Annotated in this window: 21 protein-coding genes; 15 read left to right on the forward strand and 6 right to left on the reverse strand. The window is 62.8% G+C overall.

Translation table 11 applies throughout. The features are described 5' to 3' along the window. Positions 1 to 104: 104 nt before the first annotated feature. The 3 genes from U5817_RS08730 to U5817_RS08740 all read right to left on the reverse strand — a co-directional run bounded on the left by U5817_RS08730 (position 105) and on the right by U5817_RS08740 (position 3,518). Entirely contained in the window at positions 105 to 1,421 is a 1,317-nt protein-coding gene (locus tag U5817_RS08730; RefSeq protein WP_407280451.1) for an amidohydrolase family protein, read from the reverse strand. Positions 1,422 to 1,514: 93 nt separating this feature from the next. Then, positions 1,515 to 2,084: an aromatic-ring-hydroxylating dioxygenase subunit beta gene (locus tag U5817_RS08735; RefSeq protein WP_169141840.1), complete on the reverse strand. Its 570-nt coding sequence runs from the start codon at positions 2,082 to 2,084 to the stop codon at positions 1,515 to 1,517. Between the two features lie 39 nt (positions 2,085 to 2,123). Further along, complete coding sequence (locus U5817_RS08740; RefSeq protein ID WP_407280452.1) at positions 2,124 to 3,518, reverse strand: aromatic ring-hydroxylating dioxygenase subunit alpha; 1,395 nt, start codon at positions 3,516 to 3,518, stop codon at positions 2,124 to 2,126. Between the two features lie 259 nt (positions 3,519 to 3,777). Between U5817_RS08740 and U5817_RS08745 the strand changes: the two genes are divergently transcribed. Then, positions 3,778 to 4,557, forward strand: a complete 780-nt coding sequence (locus U5817_RS08745; protein WP_407280453.1) for an SDR family oxidoreductase — start codon at positions 3,778 to 3,780, stop codon at positions 4,555 to 4,557. 69 nt (positions 4,558 to 4,626) lie between these two features. Then, a complete protein-coding gene (locus U5817_RS08750; protein WP_407280454.1) occupies positions 4,627 to 5,037 on the forward strand; it encodes a VOC family protein in 411 nt (136 codons plus the stop codon). Positions 5,038 to 5,578: 541 nt separating this feature from the next. On the opposite strand, the gene U5817_RS08755 is transcribed toward U5817_RS08750, so the two are convergent. Together U5817_RS08755 and U5817_RS08760 are read right to left on the reverse strand one after the other, a co-directional pair. Continuing rightward, positions 5,579 to 5,965, reverse strand: coding sequence for a hypothetical protein (locus U5817_RS08755; RefSeq protein WP_407280455.1), 387 nt, complete (start codon positions 5,963 to 5,965; stop codon positions 5,579 to 5,581). Positions 5,966 to 6,325: 360 nt separating this feature from the next. Next, complete coding sequence (locus U5817_RS08760) at positions 6,326 to 7,252, reverse strand: LysR family transcriptional regulator (RefSeq protein WP_407280456.1); 927 nt, start codon at positions 7,250 to 7,252, stop codon at positions 6,326 to 6,328. Positions 7,253 to 7,376: 124 nt separating this feature from the next. On the opposite strand from U5817_RS08760, the gene U5817_RS08765 reads away from it, so the two are divergent. From U5817_RS08765 to U5817_RS08800, 8 genes are all read left to right on the forward strand, one after another. Next, the gene (locus U5817_RS08765; protein ID WP_407280457.1) at positions 7,377 to 8,327 is read left to right on the forward strand and encodes a ketopantoate reductase family protein; all 951 of its coding nucleotides are present in this window, start codon (positions 7,377 to 7,379) and stop codon (positions 8,325 to 8,327) included. Between the two features lie 10 nt (positions 8,328 to 8,337). Then, the gene (locus tag U5817_RS08770; RefSeq protein ID WP_407280458.1) at positions 8,338 to 8,736 is read left to right on the forward strand and encodes a VOC family protein; all 399 of its coding nucleotides are present in this window, start codon (positions 8,338 to 8,340) and stop codon (positions 8,734 to 8,736) included. A gap of 21 nt (positions 8,737 to 8,757) precedes the next feature. Then, positions 8,758 to 9,243 (forward strand): MaoC family dehydratase, encoded by a 486-nt coding sequence (locus U5817_RS08775; RefSeq protein WP_407280459.1) that lies wholly within the window; start codon positions 8,758 to 8,760, stop codon positions 9,241 to 9,243. Between the two features lie 10 nt (positions 9,244 to 9,253). Beyond that, positions 9,254 to 10,495 (forward strand): CaiB/BaiF CoA transferase family protein, encoded by a 1,242-nt coding sequence (locus U5817_RS08780; protein ID WP_407280460.1) that lies wholly within the window; start codon positions 9,254 to 9,256, stop codon positions 10,493 to 10,495. Between the two features lie 10 nt (positions 10,496 to 10,505). Further along, complete coding sequence (gene aroE / locus U5817_RS08785) at positions 10,506 to 11,324, forward strand: shikimate dehydrogenase (RefSeq protein WP_407280461.1); 819 nt, start codon at positions 10,506 to 10,508, stop codon at positions 11,322 to 11,324. Positions 11,325 to 11,409: 85 nt separating this feature from the next. Then, on the forward strand, positions 11,410 to 12,420 hold the full coding sequence (locus U5817_RS08790; RefSeq protein ID WP_407280462.1) for a TRAP transporter substrate-binding protein: 1,011 nt from the start codon (positions 11,410 to 11,412) through the stop codon (positions 12,418 to 12,420). 106 nt (positions 12,421 to 12,526) lie between these two features. After that, positions 12,527 to 12,973, forward strand: a complete 447-nt coding sequence (aroQ, locus tag U5817_RS08795) for a type II 3-dehydroquinate dehydratase (RefSeq protein ID WP_407280463.1) — start codon at positions 12,527 to 12,529, stop codon at positions 12,971 to 12,973. An 84-nt stretch (positions 12,974 to 13,057) separates the two neighbouring features. Continuing rightward, positions 13,058 to 13,930, forward strand: a complete 873-nt coding sequence (locus U5817_RS08800) for an AEC family transporter (protein WP_407280464.1) — start codon at positions 13,058 to 13,060, stop codon at positions 13,928 to 13,930. Positions 13,931 to 14,034: 104 nt separating this feature from the next. On the opposite strand, the gene U5817_RS08805 is transcribed toward U5817_RS08800, so the two are convergent. Continuing rightward, positions 14,035 to 14,757 (reverse strand): IclR family transcriptional regulator, encoded by a 723-nt coding sequence (locus tag U5817_RS08805; RefSeq protein WP_407280465.1) that lies wholly within the window; start codon positions 14,755 to 14,757, stop codon positions 14,035 to 14,037. A gap of 469 nt (positions 14,758 to 15,226) precedes the next feature. Between U5817_RS08805 and U5817_RS08810 the strand changes: the two genes are divergently transcribed. The 5 genes from U5817_RS08810 (at position 15,227) to U5817_RS08830 (ending at position 21,143) form a co-directional block, all read left to right on the forward strand. Then, positions 15,227 to 16,063 (forward strand): 4-hydroxyphenylpyruvate dioxygenase family protein, encoded by an 837-nt coding sequence (locus U5817_RS08810; protein ID WP_407280466.1) that lies wholly within the window; start codon positions 15,227 to 15,229, stop codon positions 16,061 to 16,063. 56 nt (positions 16,064 to 16,119) lie between these two features. After that, positions 16,120 to 16,962 (forward strand): sugar phosphate isomerase/epimerase family protein, encoded by an 843-nt coding sequence (locus U5817_RS08815; protein WP_407280467.1) that lies wholly within the window; start codon positions 16,120 to 16,122, stop codon positions 16,960 to 16,962. A 285-nt stretch (positions 16,963 to 17,247) separates the two neighbouring features. Continuing rightward, entirely contained in the window at positions 17,248 to 18,450 is a 1,203-nt protein-coding gene (locus tag U5817_RS08820) for a CaiB/BaiF CoA transferase family protein (RefSeq protein WP_407280468.1), read from the forward strand. Between the two features lie 2 nt (positions 18,451 to 18,452). Continuing rightward, positions 18,453 to 19,292, forward strand: coding sequence for a citryl-CoA lyase (locus tag U5817_RS08825; protein WP_407280469.1), 840 nt, complete (start codon positions 18,453 to 18,455; stop codon positions 19,290 to 19,292). A 90-nt stretch (positions 19,293 to 19,382) separates the two neighbouring features. Next, on the forward strand, positions 19,383 to 21,143 hold the full coding sequence (locus U5817_RS08830; protein WP_407280470.1) for a thiamine pyrophosphate-binding protein: 1,761 nt from the start codon (positions 19,383 to 19,385) through the stop codon (positions 21,141 to 21,143). The last annotated feature ends 58 nt before the right edge of the window (positions 21,144 to 21,201 follow it).

The raw sequence follows: 21,201 nt of genomic DNA on the forward strand, positions 1-21,201 counted from the left end.
CGTTATCGGTTCCGTCGTCGGGCGTGAGGGCGCCCGCCGCGCTATCGCGGATAGCGCGGGATGTCTTCCTCTCATGCTGCGGGCGCCGTGAAGCGTCCCCCGGATCAGAATGCGGTTTCGGCGTCCGCCTGTTTGAACATCGCGTTGATGTCGCCCGAAGTGACCGGCTTGCCGGCTTCCCGCTTCGGTGCCGCGCCCCCCATGCCTTGCGTGGGCGAGGTGTCGATGCCCTTGGCGCGAGCCTGCGCGCGCAGCGCGCCGACGGTGCAGTTCTCGCGGCCGAGGATCGCGAACGGGTCGTAGCTGTATTCGCGCATCACGTTCCGGTGAGTGACCTTGGCGATGGTCTCGTCGGGGAGGTGCCTGAAGCTCTCCCACACCACTTCCGGAGAATTCGGCCAGGTGCAATCGGAATGCGGGTAGTCGCATTCCCAGCCAACCATGTCTTCACCGATGTGCTTCAGGTTCTGCAGCCCGAAGTCGTCCTCGATGAAACACGTGATGATGTGCTCCTTGAAGATGTCGCTCGGCTTCTTGCCGCCGAAGCTGGCATTCGTCCAGGCCTTGTGATGCCGGTGGGTGAAATCCGCGCGCTCGAGCAGGTAGGGAATCCACCCGATGCCGCCCTCGGAAAGCGCCATCTTCAGCGTCGGGTACTTCCTCCACATCGGCGCCCAGATCCAGTCGGCCGCCGAGTTCGCGATCGAGATCGGCATCGAAGTGATCCACGCGTCGATCGGCGACAGGTCGGAGGCGTGCTCGGCCTTGACTCCGGTGCCGATGTGGCAGTTGATGACCACCGCGTTGTCCGCGCAGGCCTTCCACACCGGGTCCCAGTACGAATCGTGGATCGACGGGAAACCATGCAGGGCGGGGTTGTCGGAGAAGGAGATCGCATGCACCCCGTCCTTCGCCATACGGTTGATTTCGGCGGCGGCCGCCTGTGGATCCCACCAGGGAATCAGCGCCATCGGGATGAAGCGACCCGGGGCGGCGTTGCACCAGTCGTGCAGGTGCCAGTCGTTGTAGGCCTGGATGGCGGCGAGCGATACGTCGCGCGCTTCCTCGTACTGCTGGAAGCGCTGGCCCGCGAAACCGGGGAAGGTCGGGAAGCACAGCGAGCCGAGCACGCCATTGGCGTTCATGTCGTCGACGCGCGCCTGGACGTCCCAGGTGCCGCGCCTCATGTGTTCGTAACCGAGCGGTTCCATGCCGTACTCCTCCTTGGGACGGCCGACGACCGAGTTGAGGCCCATGTAGCCGGTGGCCCGTCCTTCGAAAACCCACACATCGCGGCCCTTATGCTTCTCGATGTGAGGCTCGCGCCCTTTGAAGCGGGCCGGCATGTGGCGCGCAAAGGCGTTCGGGGGTTCGATGGCGTGGTCGTCGATGCTGACGAGGATGAGATCTTCAAGTTTCATGGCGTGTTGTCTCCGATCCCGCCCTGGCATGCCGCGCACGTGGCCGAGCGGCATGCAGGCGGTGTGTTTGTGGTAGTGGCCGTCGTCACGCGTCTAAAGGATCACGCCCAGATTGGGGGTGCCGATGACGACCTGGTCGAGCAGGATCTCGCGGCGCGCGAGTTTCAGCGCGCCATTCTCGCGGCGCAGAATGTCGTGGCGGACGCAGGGGATCAGGTCGAAGTAGTCGAAATCGAAGCGGCTGCGTGTGAGGAGCAGATAGCTCTCGACCTTCAGGTCATCGCTGTCGTCGATTCGGTAGACGCGTACGTTCGTGACCAGACGCTTGATGCGCGATGGCGGATCCTCGCCCCAGGCGCTTTTGGTGTCGGTAATGCGCTTGACCCGCATGAGCATCGATCCGTAATTCTCGTGCAGGTGCTGGACGTTGCGCGAATAGGTCTGGTCGAACTGGGACGTCGAACGTGTGTGGCGCAGGGGCGCGTTGTATTCGAGGTCCTTGGTGAGCAGTTCTGCCCATTCGCCGAGGCGCAGGTTGTCGAGCATTTCGGCTTCGTCATAGAGGAAGTCGAGCACCTCGTTGTAGGTATCGCTGCCGGAGGGAATACGGTTCGCCTTGATCGAGGGCGGCAGCGGAGTCGGTTCGAGCAGTTGCTGAAGCATGGAGGTCTCCTGAAATAGGGGTAGGTAGTCGTGCTGTGATCAGTTCTCGGCAGTCATCAGTTCGTACCAGTATTCCCACCAGCGCCACTGGGTGTCGTCCTTCGTGAACCCGTCGCCGACATCGCCGGGGCCCGGCCAGCCTTCGAGCCGGTTGTTCTCGTACATCGACTGATACTTCATCGTGATGTGCTTGCTGACGGCACCCTTCGCCGCGAGCGTCTGGTGCGGCCAGGTGTCAGAATCGTCCTGCTCGACCATGCCCGAGGTGCCCAGGAGTTGGACGCCGAGGCGCAGCATCTTGGCTTTCAGTTCCGGCGGAGTGTCCTTTTCGGCCAGGATCCAGTTCACGAATTCGAGCTTGTCCGGCCCCTTCGGGACATACGCGTGCAGCGCCATGACGCCGATCACGCCATCGGGCGAGGGGATGTATACAAACTCGAACAGCCCGTTGGGAAAGAAGTTGCCCACCTGGGGCGGACGCCAGGCCATGACGCGTAGCTGGTCATCACTGAAGCGACGGAGCACTTCCGGCAGCATCTCGGGCGTGATGCCCGGCGGGGGCAGCGCCTCGAGTTTCTCCTTGATCGACAACTCGCTCGGGTCCTTCCCCGTCAGGCGTCGGATTTTGCGGTCCAACTCGATGCATCGCATGGTGTGTGCGTGCGCGGTGTAGACCTCGGTGCCGTACATCTCCGGCGTCAGGTCGCCACCACCACCTTCGCTGCCTGGCTTGCGATAGGGGCCCACTTCCGATAGCCAGCGGTGCAAGGTCAGCACATGGAATCCGTCCGACGCCGACTGCTCGCAGGCAGTCTTCCAGTTCGCACGGATGGTGAAACGCTGCGGGGGGCCGAGCACTTCCATGCCCTTGTCAGTGCGGCACCAGAGCGTGTCGAAATACCATTTCGCGTCCCCGAGGAAGTCCTCGAAGCTGGGGCCCTCGATGTTCCACGTCGCAAAGACCAAGCCGCCATAGATCGCGACGCGCGCCTTCTTCAGGCCAAGTTCCTGCTTGGTCATCATCTTCCCGTGCATGCATTCCTTCTCGACCGGCGCACCGATGAAGTCGCCGTTCGGTTTGAACGCCCAGCCGTGGTAGATACAAACGTGAGTCATCGTATTACCCACGTCATGGGTCGAGATTTTCATGCCCCGATGGGGGCATACGTTGAGTGAGACGTACACATCGCCGTCCGACCCGCGTGCCATCAGCACGGAATCCGATCCCATGTCGCGGACGACAAAATCGCCCTTGTTCGGGATTTCGGTTTCGTGCCCCAGGAATACCCACGTCTTGGCGAAGATGCGCTCCATCTCCAACTCGAACAGTTCGGGATCGGAAAGCGCCCGCATCTTGACTTCGCGGGTTTCGAGGTTGATCAGGTCGGAAAGCAGGGTGCCGTCCGAGAGTTTGGGGTTTGATGTTCTGTCCATGTGTTCCTCCTCCTTGAAGGTCGTCCGTTCGTCTGCGCTTAAAAACTGAACATAAACACAAAAGATGTATAATTTAAGCGCAGTATCCTACCGTTGATTACGGTTAGATTTGATCTATGTCAACAAAACTGGCGGTGGTGCCTCGACTAAACGCGACATGCGCAGGCTTGCGTGGCTTTGGTGAAGTTGAACACTTTTACGTGAAAGTGGATCAATGCCGTCCTTGCGAGGCAAATTCAAGACGTGGCAGGAGAGCTGAATGGATTTCGGAATCAATGGACGTCGGGCGATCGTGTGCGCCTCCTCGCGAGGACTTGGAAAAGCCTGTGCCTTGGAGTTGGCGCGGGAAGGCTGTACGGTCTTCCTCAACGGACGTGACGAAGAGCGCCTGACCTTGGCGGCGGACGAGATCGCGCGGGAGACCGGAGTGAGGCCCGCCACCGTCGTTGCCGACCTCGATACCGAGCGAGGGCGGCAGCTTCTGCTCGCCGCATGCGATGAACCGGACATCCTGGTCACCAATAACGGCGGGCCCGCGCCCGGCAGAATCGAGGATTGGGATCACGCAGCGTGGCTGGGCGCCATCGAGGCCAACATGCTGTCCGGGATACTCCTCATCCAGGCCGTCGTGGGGGGAATGCGGAAGCGCAAGTTCGGGCGCATCGTCAATATCACCTCCGCGATGGTGAAATCGCCGCAGCTCCCGCTCGGGCTCTCGACTGCCGCGCGTGCCGGATTGACCGCCTTCTCCAAGGCACTATCGAGAGTTGTCGCGCGTGACAATGTCACGATCAACAACCTGCTGCCGGAGCGGATCGAAACCGACCGGCTGCGCTACATGATCGAACAGCAGGCGAGGAGAGCCGGGTGCAGCTTCGAGGAGGCCCGGCATCACATGCTCAAGCCCGTCGCCGCAGGCAGATTCGGCCGCCCCGAGGAGTTCGCCGCCGCATGTGCGTTTCTTTGTTCAATGCAGGCTTCCTACATATCGGGACAGAACTTGCAGGTGGACGGTGGAAGCTACAGCGGGCTCATGTAAGAGCACTCTCCTGTTGCAACTCACGGAGTCCGGACGCCTTACAGAATTCAACCTCCGTCGGAGTAACTCATGATCACGCGAATGGACCACTTCACGATCGTTACCGATCGGCTCGATGTGACGCGTCGCTTCTACACGGAATTGCTCGAGATGGAGGAGGGGCCGCGTCCGCCTTTCCCCGTCCCCGGCTGCTGGCTCTACATATCGCAGCAACCCGTGCTGCACGTCATCAGTGTCAAAGAGATGCCCGAGCCGCGTCGGGGCGTTCTCGACCACATGGCATTTCGCGCTGAGGGACTGATGCGCACCCTGAATCGCCTGGATGCGGCCGGCGTCAGCTACCGCATCATTCGCGCGCCGGGCGAACTGCGCACGTGGCAGGTCTTTTTCATGGATCCGAACGGGGTTGAAGTCGAACTCGACTTCAACCCATCCGAGAGCGGTCCCGATGATTGGGCTCTCCCGAGAAGGGCGCTCTGATTTGTGCTGCATCACAAGTCATACCGGCACCGCCGTTGCTCGACCTATTATTGCTGCCCGGTGAGTGGCCGTAATCCAGCCGCCGTGACCGCGGTGACTGGTGTTTGATTAGGACGCTGGAAAGGTCAGATTGCACCCAACAAACTTTCAAAAGTCCGCCGGAGTCCCGCGCCGTTGCTGGGTGTGGCGAGAAGTTGTTTTGAAAGAATAGTGGCGTAAGTGTTTGATTTTGCGTGTTAGGCCCCGGTCTTGTGGCTCCAGTTGTCACCGGTTCGATCCCGGTATGTCGCCCCATGTTTTCAAGCACTTACGCGTTTTATAGATGTTTTTTGCATCTTATGAAAATTACGAAATACGCTGTAAGTACCTGTTTTGCCAGATGCGAGCACTGGAGCGAAGTTCTGGGGGGGGCTGTGTGCCGCGGCCCTGGCTCCCACGTGATCGTGTTGTCCTCCGCTGAGCCCGGCAATTAGGGGCTCCGGAGTGTCAACGCCCACGACGGCCGAGGATCGTCGGACACCGGCGTAACCCAGACTACGGATCAGTCGCGACCGCGTAGCCAGTACCCCACCCGCAGCTTCCGATCGAAGCTAAAGACGTGTTCACCGGGCTCGTCGTCGCAGCACCCAACCAGCTGATTAATCTTGCCGAACCCGCCATCTCGCAGCGACACCGTGCTGCCGCACAGGGGGCAATCCGCCACGTAGCGAACCAGGCGCAGGTTATAGCCGCGTGACCGCCTCGGAACGCCTGCAACGTCCGCATCCCAAACCAGCTCAATCTGGCAATCCTTCTCGGCGAACGAATAGAAGAGCGGCGAAGCCATAATGATGAATCGATCATAGAGCCGCGCCAGAGGCCGCAGTAGGAACCAGAAGAAGGTTGCCGCAAGGACGATCAGCTCCCACTGGAGCGCGCCTTGGGCCATTCGCATCGATGCGTTCGGCAGCTGCAGCTGACTGCGGGCTGGCGGCAAAGTCCCGCGTTTCATACGGTTGGCATTACGTGAGTGGACTTACGCTTGGAAATACACGAACTCAAAGCAGCGAACCCAAGCTTCGGCGAACGCGGAGCACGACGACAAGTGGGACACCACCCGAATCATGGGATTGGAGGCGTCGCGCCTATGTCTCGACTTCTTGCGTCTAGCATTAACGTCTTGACCTTTCACACTGCTATTGCGGACGTCAGACGGTAGAGCTGCCGTGATGACGGGTATCGCAGGCGAGGGTTCAAGTCTTGAATGGGGTGCAACCCGCCTACGTCAGGACATCGGCGTTCATGACTGTCAGTTGGTCCGGTTGTGCAGGAACAAGCCTGCGCACACACCGCGCAGCCAGCGATTGCCCGCGTCATGGTGGTAACGCGCATGCCAGTGCTGCTTCACCGTGAAGGACGGGATCGGAAATGGGCACGGGAGGACTCGCAGGTCTGCCGTGCGTCCAAGCGTTTCTCCCGTCTGGCGCGGCAATGTGACGATGAGATCAGTCGTCGAGAGGATGGCGGCCAGCCCGAGGAAGCCCGGCAGTTCCAGCACGATGCGGCGGTCGATGCCGCGATCCTCGAGTGCTGACGCGAGGATGCGGGAACCGGTGCCGGAGACGATGCCGATATGGCCCTCGCGGCAGTAGTCGTCGAGCGTCAGCTCCCCGTCGATCCGCGGGTGATGGCGGTTCGCGAGGCATACCCAGTCCTGCGTGAATAGGACCTGTTGGTAAAACCCAGCGCCCAGTTCCGGGATCAAGCCGAGCGCAATGTCGGCCTCGCCTGATTGCAGGCGCTCACCCGTGGTCGCGTCGATGCGGCCGGCTTCGAGCCGCACGCCCGGTGCGGTGGAGCGGACGTGGGCAAGGAGCTGCGGCAGTAGCGTGATGTGGCTCGCGTCGGTCATACAGATGCAAAAGCGCCGCTCGGCCGTGGCTGGTTCGAAGCCGGCGTCCTCGGTTGCGAGTTTGCGCAGGGATTCGAGAGCGCTGCGCGCGATGGGGATCAGCGCCTCGGCGCGCGGGGTCGGCTGCATCCCAGAAGGCGTGCGCACGAATAGCGGATCGCCTAGCTGTTCGCGCAGACGCGCGAGCCAGATGCTCACGGTCGGCTGGCTCTGGCCCAGCAGCTCGGCTGCGTGCGTGACGCTGTGCGTGCTGTAGAGCAGGTCGAAGAGGCGCAGCAATTTCACTTCCAGCAGAGGTGCATCTCCGTCGGCACTGGGGTTCATACGCGTACGTTAATTGTGAAAAGCAATGGTATGTATTGTATGTACTGCATTTACGACATGTCGAGCTTCTCCTAAAGTTCGTCCATCACTCGGTTGGCGAGTTGGATGAATAGGGAGGGGGGGCATGAAGATTTGCGTGCTCGGTGCGGGCGCTCTGGGGTGTTCGATCGGTAGCGTGCTGGCGGAGGCGGGCTCGGACGTCTATCTCGTTAATCGGCTGCAGGAGCACGTGGATGCGATCAATCGTGACGGCCTGCGGGTGCGCGACGGCGAGACCGAGCGCTTCGTGAAGGCGAAAGCGCGCACTTCATGTGAAGGGATCGGGAAAGTCGATCTCGTGATCGTGCTCGTGAAGTCCTTTCACACCCGCGAAGCGATCGAAGGCGCCTGCTCGATCATCGGCGCAGACACCGTCGTGCTGTCGCTGCAGAACGGACTCGGCCACGAGGACATCCTCGCGGATGTCGTCGGTCGCGAGCGCGTGCTTGCCGGCAAGACCTACGTGGGCGGCGTGCTGCTGGGGGCGGGCCACATCATTGCGGGTACGCGCGGCAAGGAAACCATCATCGGCGAACTGGATGGCAGCGTCACCGATCGCATCCAGGCGGTTGCTGCCGAATTCAACCGCGCCGGGCTGGAGACCACCGTCAGCTCGAACATCATGGGCACGATCTGGGACAAATTGCTCGTGAACGTCGCGACCGGCGCCCTCTCTGGCATCACGCGGCTTCCATATGGGGGGCTCTACAACGTACCCGAAGTCATGGACTGTGCGATTGCCGCCGTCGCGGAGGCGATGACGGTCGCAAAGGCAGCAGGGGTCGCAATCTCGACGCGCGAGCCGCGGGACGCATGGGTCAAGGCTGCAGAAGGCCTGCCGCCCGAGTTCAAGGCGTCGATGCTGCAGAGCCTCGAGAAGGGCGACGCGACGGAGATCGACTTCATCAACGGGTCCGTCGTGCGCTGGGGGCAGAAGACCGGCGTGCCGACTCCCGTCAATCAGGCTCTCGTCGCGTGCGTCAAGGGCGTCGAGCACTGGCTCGTAAATTTCGCTGGCAGTACGGCCAAGGCCTGAGGGTGTAACTATGACGAATGCAAATAACGCCTACGTCGAGCACGTCGCCATCCGCGTCGCCGACATCGACTGGCATGTCCGCTTCTTTCGCGAGGTGCTGGGCATGACGATCCGCGAAGCCACGCCCGAGGGGCAAGTGCCCTATCAGGTATGGACGATTGGCGGCGTCCAGCTGATGTCCTTCCCGGGTTTCGAGGCCGCGCCGAGCAACGACGCCGGCCGGCTGGCCCATCTCGGGATCATGGTGGAAGACCGCGAAACCGCCCTCGCCGCCGCACAGCGCTGGAACGTGAAGGAACTGCCGCAGGGACGCAACTGGCTGCAGTTGCCCGACGGCCTCGCTATCGAACTCATCCAGGCGCACGGCGATGCGGTGGCCGAGGCGCTCGCAGTGCAGCCGCGCGCCTGAACCGGACACCGGAGCAAAAACATGTTGAACATTCCGCAACGCAAATTCGACACCCCCGAACGCTACTGGGACGACGCGCGCGAAGGCGACGAATGCACGAGCCCGACCTACACGGTGACTGAGGCGCGCATCAACGCTTACGCGGAACTGACCGGTGACTTCACCCCCGTGCATGTCGACGAGGACTACGCGAAGACGACGCCCTTCGGCACCCGCGTCGCGCATGGCCTCTTCGGCCTGTCGATCGCCGACGGCCTCAAGACCCAGTGCGAATACCGTTTCCTGCCCGGCATGTCGTTGGGCTGGAGTTGGGACTTCCTGCTGCCGATCCGCCTCAATGACACGCTGCACGTGAAGTTCCGCGTGGGTTCGATGCGCGCATCGAAGAGCCGGCCGGGCTGGGGCATCGTCTTGCTGCCTTCGGAACTGATCAACCAGCACGGCGAGGTCGTGCAGCGCGGCGAGCATCGCCTGATGATTCCGCGCCGCGCGCAAGCCGCCGCCTGAGGAGCGTTTCATGAACACCCAAAACCAGCCGCTGGCCGGCATCCGCGTCATCGACTACAGCCACTTCCTCGCGGGGCCGTACCTGAGCCGCTGCCTGGCGGCGCTCGGCGCCGAGGTGATCAAGGTCGAGCGCCCGACAACCGGCGACGCCGGTCGCCAGCACGCCTACCTCTTCGACGGGCTGACGAGCGGCTATTACCTGCAGCAGAATATGGGCAAGAAGGGTCTGTGCATCAACATCAAGGATCCGCGCGGCCGCGAGATGCTGGAAAAACTGTGCGACGGCGCCGATGTCTTCGTCGAGAACTACCGGCCCGGCACGCTGAAGAAGCTGGGGCTCGGCTACGAGGACTTGTCGCAGCGCAATCCCGGTCTGGTCTATTGCTCGATCTCGGCCTACGGTCACACCGGGCCGGATTCGCACCGCGCCGGTTTTGGCCTGATCGCGGAAGCCAAGAGCGGCATCATGGCGATGGTCGGCCAGCCGGGCGAAGCGCCACCGCTGCTGCGGGTCGCGCTGGGCGACATCTTCACCGGCAGCAACGCCGTCGGTGCGATCTGCGCAGCACTCCTCGGGCGCGTGAAGTCCGGCAAGGGCCAGCACATCGACATGGCCTTGTACGACTGCCTGGTGTCGATGCACGAATATGCGGTGCAGTGCTACACACTCTCCGGCGGCAAGGAGATTCCGGTGCAGACCGGCCACGACATGCCGAATTCGACGCTGTACGGCGTGTTCACGGCGAAGGACGGCCACCTCGTGATCGCTGCCCAGGTCGATGACGCGTGGAAGCGATTCGCGAAGCTCGTCGGCGAGGAGACCGGCAACCCTGGCTTCGCGACGGATACGCGTTTTCACAGCTCGGGCGGGCGCAACGAGCATCGTCTCGAGCTCCTGCCGGTCGTCCGCGCGTGGACTAACGAGCGAACGGTCGTGCAGTGTCTGGCTGCGCTCGACGCCATCGACGTGCCTTCGGCCAAGGTGCAGAACATCGCCGAAGTGCTTGCCGACCCGCAGATCCGGGCGCGCGGCATGCTCGTGGAGCAGCAGCACCCGGTACTCGGCAAGGTGAGCCTCGGCAACCTGCCGTACCGATTCTCGGACTGCGACACGACGATCACCGAGGCGGCGCCGCTCCTCGGCCAGCACAACCGCGAGGTCGCCGCGAGTCTCGGTTATGTCGACGCCGATATCGACGCAATGGTCGATGACGGCGTGCTGTATGCCGAAGACGCCGTCTCCCGACTTTAAGGAGCCGACCATGGACCGTTACGCCGTGATCGGCAATCCGATCGGTCACACCAAGTCGCCGCTGATCCATACCGCCTTTGCCCAAGGCAGCGGTCAGTCGCTCGAATACATCGCACTCGAAGCCCCGTCGGATGGATTTGCCACGGCGGCGGCGGCCTTCCGCGATGCGGGTGGCCGGGGCATGAACGTCACTGCCCCCTTCAAGCTTGATGCCTTTGCCTGGGCAACGGACCTCAGCGAGCGCGCGCAGCTCGCCGGCGCCGTAAACGCGCTGAAGTTGGAAGGCGGCAAGGTGCTCGCCGACAACTTCGATGGCGTCGGCCTCGTGCGCGACATCGAACAGAACCTCGGTCGGCTCATGCGGGGCAAGCGGGTGTTGCTGATGGGGGCAGGCGGCGCGGCGCGCGGTGCGCTGCATCCCTTCCTCGCTGCACGTCCCGCCCAACTCGTGCTGGTTAATCGCACGGTCACGAAGGCAGAGGCGCTCGCGCAAGAGTTCGCCGCCTGTGGGCCGATCGTCGGCGTGGGGTACGGCGATCTCGACCATAGCGCCTTCGACATCGTGGTCAATGCCACCTCAGCGAGCCTGCGTGGCGAACTGCCCCCGGTCACCACCGACGTGTTCGCGCCGAGCTCCCTCGCTTACGAACTCGCCTACGGCAAGGGCCTCACCCCCTTCTTGCGGCTCGCACAGGGAACGGGCGTGAGGAATCTTGCCGACGGCGTAGGCATGCTCGTCGAACAGGCGGCGGAAGCCTTTGCGTGGTGGCGCGGAGTGCGTCCCGAGACTGCGCCGATGATTGCGCAGCTCACCGTTCCGCTGGCATGACCTAGATTTTGTTGCTTCTGTAGCAACTGTGTTTTATTTGTAGAGGCAAGCTAGCCTCAATGTAGTCAAACCAGAGGAGACACACATGAAAGAATTCCTTCGCAACGCGCTGTGCCTGGCGGTCGCCGCACTTCTTCCCGTCGTTGCCGGCGCCGCGGACGTCAAGGAGCGCACGATCAAGTTCGCGTTCCAGAACAACAAAGGGCATCCGCAGGAGATGGGGGCCCAGAAGTTCGCCGACCTGGTTGCGGCAAAGTCCGACAACAAGATCAAGGTGAAGCTCTTCCCCGGCGGCCAGCTCGGCGGTGACGTTCAGACCGTCTCTGCGATCCAGGGCGGCACGATCGAGATGACGGTGCTCAACTCCGGCATCCTTCAGGTCCAGGCGAAAGAATTCGCTATCTACGATTTCCCCTTCCTGTTCGCCAATCCGCAGGAGGCCGATGCGGTTACGGACGGCAACTTCGGCAAGAGCCTGCACGCGAAGCTCGCCGACAAGGGCATCGTCGGCCTCGCTTACTGGGACTTGGGATTCCGCAACATCACGAACAGCAAGCACCCGATCTCGCGGCTCGAAGACATCGCGGGCCTCAAGTTACGCGTCATCCAGTCGCCGATTTACGTCGACCTGTTCAGCGCACTGGGAGCCAATCCGACTCCGCTGGCGTGGCCGGAGGTCTACAACGCACTCGAGCAAAAAGCGGTGGACGGCCAGGAAAACCCCTTCACCGTGATTCGCGCGGCGAAGCTGAACGAGGTCCAGAAGTACGTCTCCGCGACGCGCCACGTCTACAACCCGCAGTCGGTGATCATGAGCAAGAAGCTGTGGGATGCGATGAGCGCGGACGAGAAGAAGATCATCGCCGATGCAACAGCCGAAGCCACCGCTTATCAGCGCCAGGTGTCGCGCCAGCAGGCGGCCGAGGCGCTCGAAGATCTCAAGAAGGCCGGCATGCAGGTGACGGAACTGTCGGCGGGCGAGATGCAGCGACTGCGCGACAAGGTGAGGCCGGTGATCGACAAGCATGCGGCGAACGTGGGCGAGGACACCGTCAAGGCGGTGTACGCCGAACTCGAAACGGCCCGCCGCAAGTAGCCCGGGAAGGCAGACCACCGAACCCGCTCAGTCATAACGAAAACGGCGTGTGTGCAGTCCCGGACCGCACAGGCGCTTCTTCAGCAATCAGTCACAAGGAAACATCATGAAAGTGCTCATGCTTCATGGTATCAATCACAACATGTTCGGAAAGCGTGACCCGGTTCAGTACGGCACGATAACGCTCGCCGAGATCGACGAGCAGTTGCGTACGCTGGGCCGTGAACTGGACGTCGAAATCGAAAGCTTCCAGACCAACAGTGAAGCGGAGATGGTCGAACGCATCCATCAGGGCTTCTTCGATCAGGTGGATGCGGTGCTCATCAACGCGGGCGCGTGGACGCATTACAGCTACGGGATTCGCGATGCCCTGGCGATTCTCACCTGCCCGATCGTGGAACTGCACATGTCGAACATCCATGCCCGCGAGCCGTTCCGCCACCACTCGGTCTTCGCCGAGATCGTGAAGGGCCAGATTAGCGGCTTCGGCGTTGACAGCTACCTGCTCGCGCTGCGCGCCGGCGTGTCCGCTGCACAGGGAGGCGCGAAGTAAGCGGCTGCGGCAAGATCGTCTAGGTAGGAGAGGGGGGCGCCTACTGGACGGCTTTCTCATACTGCTCCCGTCGGCCGTTCCCCCATGCTGCTGCGCATCGTCAGTATCGTATTCCCGATCTTCATCATCGTGCTCGCCGGTTATGTCTACGGGCGCAAACACAAGCCGGAGATGATTGCCGCGAACCGTATGAACATGGAGGTCTTCTTGCCGGCGCTGATTTTCTCGGCGCTGGCCGGCAAGAGTTTCGATTTGGCCCAGAACGTTGCGGTCGCTGTCGGTGCCGCCGTTGTTGTGTTGGGATCCGGTCTGCTGGCGTGGCCGCTCGCTCAGGCTTTGGGCTTCAATCCGAAGACGCTGGTGCCGCCGGTAATGTTCAACAATGCCGGCAACATGGGCCTGCCGGTCATCCTCCTCGCCTTCGGCGAGCAGGCACTCAGTGCGGCGCTGGTGCTGATGCTGGTGGAAACGCTGCTCCAATTCGCCCTTCACCCGTGGCTGATGAGTCGTAAGATGCGGCTCGGCGCACTCTGGCGGCAGCCAGTCTTCGTCGCGGCAACTTTGGGCATTATCGTGACCCTCTCCGGATTCACAATTCCGCCGCCGATCATGACCGCCTCCAAGATCCTCGGTGACATCTCGATCGGCCTGATGATCTTTTCGCTGGGCGTACGGCTGTCAAGTGCGTCGGTAGGGGCCTGGAGAATCGCGATCGTCGGCGCAATTCTGACCCCGCTCACCGGCATGGCCGTGGCGTGGATCTATGGTCCGGTCGGGGGGCTGACAGCGCTGGAGCAGGACATCCTCGTCGTGTTCGGAGCCCTGCCGCCGGCGGTCGTCAATTTCATCTTCGCCGAACGCTTCCATCAGGAGCCTGACAAAGTCGCCTCTATCGTCATGATCGGGAACGCCTCGGCGCTCCTCTTCGTATCGCTGGCGCTTGCCATGCGGCTTTAGTGCTTGCCGGTCCTTCGAAGGGCGCCTGGAGGCCGCTGGCGGAGGCCGGGGATGCAGCTATCTGCAGTCACTGTCCCACGGTCTACGGTCGCCTTGCACCTCGATCAGGCGTGTGTTCGAAGTGGCTGGCGGCTGAAGTCGGGCCAGGTTCCGCCGAACAAATGGGTGAGTTCGGCAGCGTATTTGTGCAACATAGGAACGATCTCCTCGAGGGCCTTTTCATCAAGGCGATATCTGGGACCCGATACCGAGAGCGCGCCGACGAGGCGTTGCTGCACGGCGAAGACCGGACACGACACGGCCGCCGTTTCAGGATCACGCTCCCCGAGCGACATCGAATAGTAACGATCGCGGATCTGATCGTATTTGCTGCCGGACAGGCCGCTGAACGCGAGCAGCACGTGACCGGAGGCGCCCGTAGTGAGGGGAAACGCGTCGCCCTCATGGATCGCGTCGCGGATCGCGCGGGGCGAATCGACACGATGCAGGCAAACGCGTCGGTCTTCGTCACGCACGAAGAACGAAATGCCTTCGCGCAGTTCCTCGGACATACGGCGCATAACTTGTGGCACGAAGTCGGATGTGCTGAAGTGCTTCTGATACAGCGATCCGAGATAAAGAGGCTTGGGCCCCAAGCGGTAGGCACCGTCGTCGAGGCGGCGCAGGTAGCCGAACTTCTCCAGCGACTCCGCGAGCCGCAGCGTGGTGCTCTTGTAGAAGCCGGCGCGCTTGGAGATCTCGGTCAGGGTCAGGCTCTTGTCCCGGTCGGTGAAGACATCAAGGATGGTCAGGGCGCGTTCTACGGATGCGACGCCTTCGCTGCTCATGGGGAATGCTCCAGTAAAATGAAACCAGGTTTTCGTTATTGGAACATGATAACCGGGGTTTATGGTGAATCCAGCCCGGCGCCGTGCGCAGTTCGCCACCCGGTCAGGGCGATCAGAGGGTTGCGGCTGCGACGCGCCATGTTCCCCCGGCATTTCTACGATATCATTAAATAATGGAACATCGTTCTATCTTTGGCAATGACATTGGAGGGCAATTCGACGCCTACCGCGATGCCAATGAAACGGTGTCAGGACCCCGGCGCAGTGAATCTGGAACGCAGGCGCGGCTACGCGCAGCGCGGCTGAGAAAGCTGTTGGGTTCGCGGCAAGGGGTATGATAGAAGGCACGCAGAGGCCAAGCGCCGCACCGATTACATTCATTAAGGCCCGCCCGCTTGTGGCAGACAGGAGCCAAAGGATGCAAGACCCGCTTTTTTCGACGTCTGACGCTTCAGGCAATGTCCTGGGGATGGACGGTCTCGAATTCGTCGAATTCGCTTCGCCCGACCCGGACGCGCTCGGCGCCCATTTCGAACGCATGGGTTTTTCCGCGGTGGGGAAGCACCGGTCGAAGAACGTGGTCCTGTACCGTCAGGGCGACATCAATTTCCTCATCAACTCCGACGAGGAGAGCTTTGCGCAGACTTTCAACCGGACCTACGGCCCGGGGATCTGCGCGATCGCGCTGCGCGTGAAGAACGTGGCGTCCGCTTACAAGCGTGCGCAGGCGACCGGTGCGTGGGATGTGCCGCCGCATGCGGGCGCGATGGAACTGAATATCCCCGCGATCATCGGCATTGGCGGAACGCACGTATATTTCATCGACCGTTACGGCGATCACACGATCTACGACGTCGACTTCGTGCCGCTGCCGCAGACGAAGCCGCACGCGACGCCGATGGGGCTGACGAGCGTGGAGCACGTGGCGCTCACCGTGTGCGCGGGTCGTGAGCAGGAGTGGATCGAGTTTCACGAGCAGGTGTTTGGATTCCGTGTGCTGCAGACGAGTGCGAGCGGGTCCATCTGGATGGAAAGCCCCTGCGGCAAGTTGCGCATCGTCCTGCGTCCGGCGTCGGAACAGGTACGCGAGGGGGGGCCGGCAGCCGACCCGCTGAACGTCGAGGGGATCGCCTGCATCGGCATCGAGACGCATTCGCTTGCCGATGTGGCGGCAGGCTTCGGGGATACGGGGATTCCGGTCGCCCGCGGGCCGGAGAGCGATCCGGAGCGGCCGGGCGTGAAGCATCTGGTCACCGCTCCGGTCGTGGATCCGTTCTATTTCGAGATCGTGCAACGCACGGAGTGATCCGGCGCTGCCGGGTTCGACAGCAATCACATTTCACCGCCCGGGCGGCACGAACGATGAAGACTCACAGGATCGGGATCAACAGCGCGACGCTCCCCGGAACTCTGCACGAGAAAATGGACGCCGTGCGGGAAGCAGGATTCGGTGCCCTGGTCTTGAGCGCCAAGGATCTGTTGGCGCATCCCGATGGCGCTGCTGCGACTGCACGCAAGGTGCGCGCGAGCGGCGTGCGGGTATGTGCCTTCCAGTTTCTGCGGGAAATGACCGGGGCGTCGGAACGTGAGGTCGGTTACCGCATCGATGCGGCGAAATCGATGATCGAATTGGCGGCTTCGGTCGGTTGCCGGCTGCTGATCGTGTCCTCGTCGACCGCCCCTACGGCCATTGCCGACCCGGAGGCGCTGGCGCGCAATCTCGCAGTCCTCGGCACGCTCGCAACCCCTTACGGCATCCGCATCGGCTACGAGGCACTGGCGTGGGGGCGCTGGGTGAGCGAGTACCCCGATGCGTGGCGGGTCGTGCAGATGGCGAACCGCCACAACGTCGGCCTTGTCATCGACTCCTTCCAGATCCTGATGCGGCAGACCTCGCTCGATCTGCTCGCGGACATTCCGGTCGACCGCATCTTCCTCGCGCAGTTGTCGGACTGCTCGTTCGACTTCGTGACCGAGATCGACGAGTTCGTCGAGATTTCGCGCCACGAGCGCCGCTTTCCCGGCGAGGGCGTGCATGGCTGGCTGATTTCCGACCTCGTCGCGCGCCTGCGCGGCAAGGGCTATGCGGGCGATTACACGCTCGAGGTGTTCAATGACGAGAATCTGCGCGCCGATCTGCCGGCCGTGATTGCCCGTGCGCAGGCCTCGGTGCAGTGGCTTGCCGACAAGGTCGCCGCCGCCTGATTCCGTCACGCTGAGTTGCGTGTCGCGCCCGTCTGGTGTGCGGCACGTCTCTCCTTCCCTCGCGCCACACGCCGCGGCGCCTCCATGTGTTCCGGTTGCCGCGGCGGGCGGCGACGTCACCCCTTATTCCATGGCTCGGGGCTTAGGGCCCTAGGGAGTTTTGCGACCTTGTTCTAAAAAACAAAACAAGGTTCTAAAAATGGTTGCACTGTGAAGAATTGCGTTCTATTATTTGATCAACGTGACAGGATCGATGTTGATCCACAGTGAACCTAGGGGTAGCACATGACTGCAGCGCTTTCCGGAATTCGCGTCCTCGACCTGACCAACGTGCTGGCGGGGCCGTTCTGTGCGTACCAATTGGCGCTGCTCGGTGCCGAGGTGATCAAGGTCGAGGTGCCGGAGTCGGGCGATCTGGCGCGCCAGCTTGGCGCCGATCCGGCGCTCAACAAGGCGAAGATGGGCGCGTCCTTCCTCGCGCAGAACGGCGGCAAGAAGTCGCTGACGCTGAACCTGAAGTCCGAGGCGGGCAAGGAAGTGCTGTTCCGCCTCGTGAAGAGCGCCGACGTGCTGATCGAAAATTTCCGGCCGGGCGTGATGGATCGTCTGGGCCTCGGTTATGACGTGCTGAAGGAAGTGAATCCGAAGCTCGTCTATTGCGCGATCTCGGGCTTCGGCCAGCAGGGGCCGATGCGGCATGCGCCGGCCTACGACCAGATCGTGCAGGGCATGTCGGGCGTGATGAGCATCACCGGCGACGACGAGTCCGCTCCCTTGCGTGTGGGTTACCCCGTCGCCGACACCATCGGCGGCATCACCGCGGCCTTCGCGGTCTCGAGTGCGCTGGTGCGTCAGGCGAAGACCGGCGAAGGTGAATTCATCGACGTGTCGATGCTAGATTCGACGATCGTGACGATGGGCTGGGTGGTGTCCAACTACCTGATCGCCGGCAAGGAGCCGGTGCCGATGGGTAACGAGAATTTCACCGCGGCGCCGTCGGGCACTTTCCGCACGGGCGAGGGGCTACTGAACATCGCGGCGAACAAGCAGGAGCAGTTCGAGGCACTGGCCGACGCGATCGGCCGGCCGGACCTGAAGACCGACGAACGCTTTGCAGAGCGCGAGGCCAGGAAGCGCAACCGCAAGGCGCTGAAAGTCGAGGTCGAGGCGGGGCTGGCATCGAAGTCGGCGGGCGAGTGGGAGGCCATCCTCGCGAAGTTGGGCGTGCCGGCGGGCCGCGTGCTGACCGTGCCGCAGGTGCTCGAGCATCCGCAGATCCGCGAACGCGACCTGCTCGCGAAGTTCGAAGACGTGCCGGGCGTGGGCCGTGACCTCAGCCTCGTGCGCGCCGGCTTCAAGATGCGCGGCGGCAATCCCGACGTGGCGACGCCGCCGCCGGTGCTCGGCGCGCACACCGATTCGCTGCTGGCCGAGCTCGGCTACTCCGCGGCCGAAATTTCGCAACTCCACGAACAACAGGCGGTTTGAACATGAAGAGTGCCGAGGACATCGTCCGCGACGCGCAGGCGTGGTGGACCACCGAAATCATCGACATCGAGCCGGGCAGGATCGCGATGCGCGGTTACCCGATCGAGGAGCTGATCGGCAACGTCAGCTTCCCGCAGATGATCTGGCTGATGGTGCGCGGCGACCTGCCGACGCCGGAGCAGTCGCGCCTGCTGGAAGCGGCGCTGGTGGCGGCGGTCGATCACGGCCCGCATGCGCCGTCGATCGCGATCTCGCGCATGGCCGTGACCTGCGGCGTCGAACTGAACAACGCGATGGCGTCGGCGGTGAACGTGCTCGCCGGCATTCACGGTGGCGCCGGCCAGCAGTGCATGGAGCTCTATGCGGATGCGGCCGGGCGCATCGGCGAGGGCGCTCCGCTCGAAGCGGCCGTCGAAGCCGCGCTCGATGCCTATATTGCAGAGAACGGCAAGGTGATCCCGGGCTTCGGCCACCGCTTCCATCCGATCGATCCGCGCTCGGGCAAGCTGCTGGCGATGGTCGAGGAGGCGCGCGCGAAAGGCGTGGTTCAGGGCCAGTATTCGCAGATCGGCCAGCAGGTCGAAGCGATCCTCGAGCGGCGCAAGGGCAAGCGCATCCCGATGAACATCGACGGCGCGACGGCGGTGATCTACGCAGAACTGGGCTTTGCGCCGGAACTGGGGCGCGGGCTCTTCATCCTGTCGCGCTCGGTCGGCATCCTCGCCCACGCGTGGGAGCAGTCGCAGCAGGGCGGGCGCATCAAGGGTCCGATGCCCAAGAACATTCCTTACACCTATGCGGGACCGGCGCGCCGTGCCGTTCCCGGGAAGAACCAGGCGTAGCCGCGGCTTCGCAAGTGACGGCATAGCGCACGGGTCCGCCCGTGCCGACATCGAAACGGAATTGACATCCAAATCTGGAGGCGACGCCAAATGAAGCAACTGATCTCCCATCAGCTCGTCCGGTATCTCGAAGACCGCGGGGTCGAGCACATCTTCGGCCTGTGCGGCCATACGAACATCGCCGTGCTGACGGCGCTGGAAAACAGCAAGATCCGCTTCATCAACACGCGCCACGAGCAGATCGCGGCGCACGCCGCCGACGGCTATGCCCGCGCGACGAAGAAGGCGTCGGTCGTGCTGTCGCACCTCGGACCGGGGCTGACGAACGCGGCAACCGGCGTCGCCAATGCCGCGCTCGACTCGATCCCGATGGTCGTGATCGCCGGCGACATCCCCAGCTACTATTACGGCAAGCACCCGCACCAGGAAATCAACCTGCACGCCGACGCGTCGCAGTGGGAGATCTACCGTCCGTTCGTGAAGCGTGCGTGGCGTGTCGATACGCCGGAACTCTTCCCGGAGATCCTTGAGAAGGCCTTCCAGCTCGCCGAGAGCGGGCGTCCCGGCCCGGTGCTGGTGAACGTGCCGATGGATTTCTTCTCGCGCGAGATCGACGTTTCGCTCTTCACTCGCCTGCGTCATCACACCAAGGTGCTGCAGAAGCCGTCGATCGACGACGTGACCGCGAAGAAGGTCGTGCAGGCGCTGCTCGACGCGAAAGACCCGGTGATCTATGCCGGTGGTGGTGTAATCCTGGCCGATGCGGCCGAAGAGCTGCGCGCCTTCGCCGAGCATCTGTCGCTGCCGGTCGCGCATTCGCTGATGGGCAAGGGCGTGCTGCCGGACGACCACGAGCTGGTGCTGGGCATGACCGGCTTTTGGGGCACCAAGCTGGTGAACGACAAGTGCCGCAACGCGGACTGGATCATCGGCCTCGGCACGCGCTTCGCGGAAGCCGACTGCAGCTCGTGGGAAAACGAATTCACCTTCAGCTTCCCGCCGACCAAGCTGATCCACATCGATATCGATTCGAACGAGATCGGGCGCAACTACCCGGTCGAGATCGGCGTCGTCACCGATCTGAAGAACGCGCTGACCGTGCTGAACCGTGTCGCCCGCGAGATGCTGCCGGAAGGGCGCAAGAACGACGCGCTGCGCAAGGAGATCGCCGCGTTCCGCGAGACCTTCGTCGCCGGCAACCAGAAGTTCGTGCAGGACGACTGCTTCCCGATGATGCCCGAGCGCATCCTGTCCGTGGTGCGCGAAGTGCTGCCGCGCGATGCGTTCATCACCACCGACGTGGGCTGGAACAAGAATGGCGTCGGCCAGCAGTTCCCGATCTTCACGCCCGGCAGCATCCTGACCCCGGGCGGCTACTGCACGATGGGCTTCGGCGCCCCGGCCGCGCTCGGTGCGAAAGTCGCATTCCCGGACCGCGTGGTCGTGTCGCTGGTCGGTGACGGCGGCTTCGGCCAGAACCCGGCAGTGCTCGCGACGGCCGTGGAAGAGAACATCCCGGTCGTGTGGGTGATCATGAACAACTTCGCATTCGGCACTATCGCCGGACTGCAGAAGGCGCACTACGGCACGACGACCGGGACGCTGTTCCGCAAGGACGGCGAGCCCTACCAGGCGGACTTCGCGGCGGTGGCGCGTGCCTACGGCGCGGAAGGCGTGAAGATCGAGTCGGCCGAGCAGTTCCGGGAAGTGCTCGCGCAGGCGGTGAAGTCGAACAAGCCCTTCGTCATCGACGTGGCGATGAAGAACAACCCGGTGCCGACGACCGGCCACTGGAACATCCTCGACATCTACTCGCCGAACGCGAAGGTGTCGCACGTCAGCACCGACTGACGAGAGGAAACGGCACTCGAACCGGCCCCAACCCCGACAGACAGCGCATTCAGGCATC

This window comes from Aromatoleum evansii, assembly GCF_045689615.1.
Lineage (GTDB): Bacteria > Pseudomonadota > Gammaproteobacteria > Burkholderiales > Rhodocyclaceae > Aromatoleum > Aromatoleum evansii.